Below are 2883 nucleotides of genomic sequence, written 5' to 3' on the forward strand. Positions count from 1 at the left end.
CGTTGCTCGCGGCGTGGTGATCGGGTCGGCGCGGCGTTGCTCGCGGCGTGGTGACCGAGCCGGCGCGGCGTTGTTCGTGGTGTGATGACCGGGCCCGCGCGACCGGGATCCACGCGCTTTTAACTGCGCCGGCGGAACGATTCGCCATGAGCTTCGAGAAGGAAGACGAGGTCGTGCTCCACGACAAACACAGCGAGTACGACGGCGAAGCGGGGACGATCACGCAGGTGATGGAGACGATGTTCGGCGAGGCGACCTACACCGTCAGCTTCGAGGACGGCCAGGAGACCGGCGTTCCCGAGGACGCCCTCGAGCCCGTCGAGAGCGAGGAGTAACCCCTCCGGTTCGACCCGTATGCCCGCAGTCCCGTTCCACTACGTTGACCTCCGCGCGTTCGCGTACGCGACCGAGGACGAAACGCGGGTCGAAGACGCCCTGCGGACGTTTCTTCCGGAGGACGCCGAGATCGACCGCGTCGAGAACGTCGGCCACCACGGCGACCGTATCGTGGTGCTCTCCGCCCGGATCGAGAACGCCGACGGGATGCGCCACGTGCTCGACCGGCTCTCGGCGCTCGACGACATCGACCGCGTGATCGACGAGCTCGACCAGCGCGTCGACGACAACTGCGCGCTGTTCTTGCGCGTCGACAAGCAGGCGGCGTTCCGCGGGGAGGTTCGGCTCGGTCCCGGGATCACGGTCCGCGCGAAGGTCGAGGCGTACCCGGCGAAGAAGCCGGCCGCCGTCGAGAACGCTCGCGAGACGCTCGCGCGGCTGGCCGACGGCGACGACGCCGAAGCGGCCGCGGACGGCCGGGGAGACGCGGACGATCGCGACGGCGACGGTGGAGACGACGACGAAACCAGCGACGACGACACCTGATCGGCCGCGGTGGACGCGGTTGAGCGCCCGTCGCGAACCGGCGACGTGACTTTTTGTCGCCTCGCCGCGATCGCCACCCATGAGCGATCCGTTCGTCGTCGTGGGTGCCGACGCGGCCGGGCTGAGCGCGGCCAGCAAGTTCCGTCGCGAGGCGCCGGACCGCGAGGTCGTCGTCTTCGAGAAGGGCCGGTGGATCTCCTACGCGTACTGCGGCATGCCGTACTTCGTCGAGGGACGCGTCGAGCGGCTCTCGGACCTCCTCTCGCTGTCCCCGAGCGAGGTCGACGAGCGGGGGGATCGACCTCCGGCGCGGCCACGAGGTCGTCGCGGTCGATCCGGAGGAAGCCCGGGTGCGAGTGGAGACCGCGGAGGGAGAGGCGTTCGAACAGCCGTACGCCGACCTCCTCGTCGCGACCGGCGGTCGGGCGACCACCGGTGGATTCGACGTCGACGGACTCGACGGCGCGTTCACGCTCCACCACATGGACGCCGCGGCCGCGATCGACGCGTACATCGCCGAACCGGACGACTACGACCCCGAGCGCGCCGACGTGAGCGCCGTGGACCGAGACCGGGTCGAGCGAAACGCCGCCCAGCCCGCTCCCGAGTCCGCCGCGATCGTCGGCGGCGGGTACGTCGGCGTCGAGATGGCGGAGGCGCTGTCCGGTCGCGGACTCGACGTCCACCTCTTCCAGCGCTCGTCGCACCTCCTCCCGCCGTTCGGGGAGGCGGTCGGCGAGCGCGCCGCGGACGAACTCGACGCCCGGGACGTGACCGTCCACACCGACGCGCCGGTCGACGCGCTCGTCGGCGACGACCGGATCGAGGCGGTCCGGATCGAGCGCGGAGCGAGCGACGCCGACGCCGGCGACGATCGGATCGAGACGGTTCCAGTGGAGATGGCGGTCGTCGGCGTCGGCATCCGACCGAACACGGAGCTGCTCGACGGGACCGGGGTGGAACTCGGCGAAGGGGACGCGATCCGCACTGACGATCACGGGCGGACGAATCTCCCCCACGTGTACGCCGCCGGCGACTGCGCGACCGCGACTCACGCGGTGACGGGCGAGGAGACGTGGATGCCGCTCGGGCTCACCGCGAACCGGGCCGGGCGGGCCATCGGGGCGACCGTCGCGGGCGACCCCACGCCGGTCGGCGACGTCGCCGAGACGGCGGTCGTGAAGGCGTTCGACATGGAGTGCGGTCGGGTCGGGATCACGGACCCCGAGGCGGCCCGAGACGCCGGGTTCGACCCCGTCAGCGAGACCGTGACCGCGGGCTCGCGGTCGGGGTACTACCCGGGCGCCGCGCCGACCGACGTAACGCTCGTCGCCGACCGCGACACCGGCCGGCTCGTCGGCGGAAGCATCGTCGGTCCCGACCGCGCCGCGGTGCGGATCGACACGCTCGCGACCGCGATCGAGGCCGACATGACCGTCGCCGAGGTCGAACGGCTGGACCTCGCGTACGCCCCGCCGTTCAGCCCGGTGTGGGACCCGATCCTCGTGGCCGCGAAGGTACTCAACGGGTCGCTCGACGACTGACCGGCGCTGAAGAAACGTCGCCGACGGTGGGGAGTCGGGGCCGGTCGCGACAGCGTCGTGACCGACGAAGTCGAGAGCGGCTGGAGCCGCCACCGCCCGCCGTCTCCCCGGCCGTCACCGCTCCGACGCCGCGAACAGCTCGTCGACCGCCTCGCCGGCGGTCTCGGCCGCCTCGCGCGCGACCGCGTCGGGGTCGGCATCGGCGTCGTCGGGGACGTTCAGGTAGACGTCGACGTCGAGGACCCCGTCTTCGAACGTCACGGTGACGTCGAGGTCGGTCACCGTCGACTGGTCGTAGTGTTTGAAGACGATGCCCTCGGCCGCTTCGGCGGCGGTCTGGACGACCTCGTCGTCGGTCGGACCGTCGCTCGTCGGCTCGTCGACGTCGGGACCGTCGCCCGCGTCGTGGCTCATCGGGGCTTACGCGCCGCCCGCGCCCGGACCGCCCGGGCCCATC

The 2883-nt window shown here is 71.8% G+C and carries 3 protein-coding genes and 1 pseudogene; 3 read left to right on the forward strand and 1 reads right to left on the reverse strand.

Annotated elements, in window-relative coordinates; all coding sequences use genetic code 11:
- The first annotated feature begins 146 nt into the window (after window positions 1-146).
- The 3 genes and pseudogenes from GJ633_RS15450 (at window position 147) to GJ633_RS15460 (ending at window position 2426) form a co-directional block, all read left to right on the forward strand.
- Window positions 147-335, forward strand: coding sequence for a DUF1918 domain-containing protein (locus GJ633_RS15450; protein ID WP_156589501.1), 189 nt, complete (start codon window positions 147-149; stop codon window positions 333-335).
- Window positions 336-354: 19 nt separating this feature from the next.
- Window positions 355-882, forward strand: a complete 528-nt coding sequence (locus GJ633_RS15455) for an RNA-binding protein (protein ID WP_156589502.1) — start codon at window positions 355-357, stop codon at window positions 880-882.
- Window positions 883-961: 79 nt separating this feature from the next.
- Window positions 962-2426, forward strand: a pseudogene (locus GJ633_RS15460) (FAD-dependent oxidoreductase).
- 114 nt (window positions 2427-2540) lie between these two features.
- Here the strand turns inward: GJ633_RS15460 and GJ633_RS15465 are convergent.
- A complete protein-coding gene (locus GJ633_RS15465; RefSeq protein WP_156589503.1) occupies window positions 2541-2840 on the reverse strand; it encodes a DUF3194 domain-containing protein in 300 nt (99 codons plus the stop codon).
- Window positions 2841-2883: the final 43 nt, after the last annotated feature.

The sequence above is a fragment of the Halorubrum sp. CBA1125 genome (genome assembly GCF_009742825.1).
Lineage (GTDB): Archaea > Halobacteriota > Halobacteria > Halobacteriales > Haloferacaceae > Halorubrum.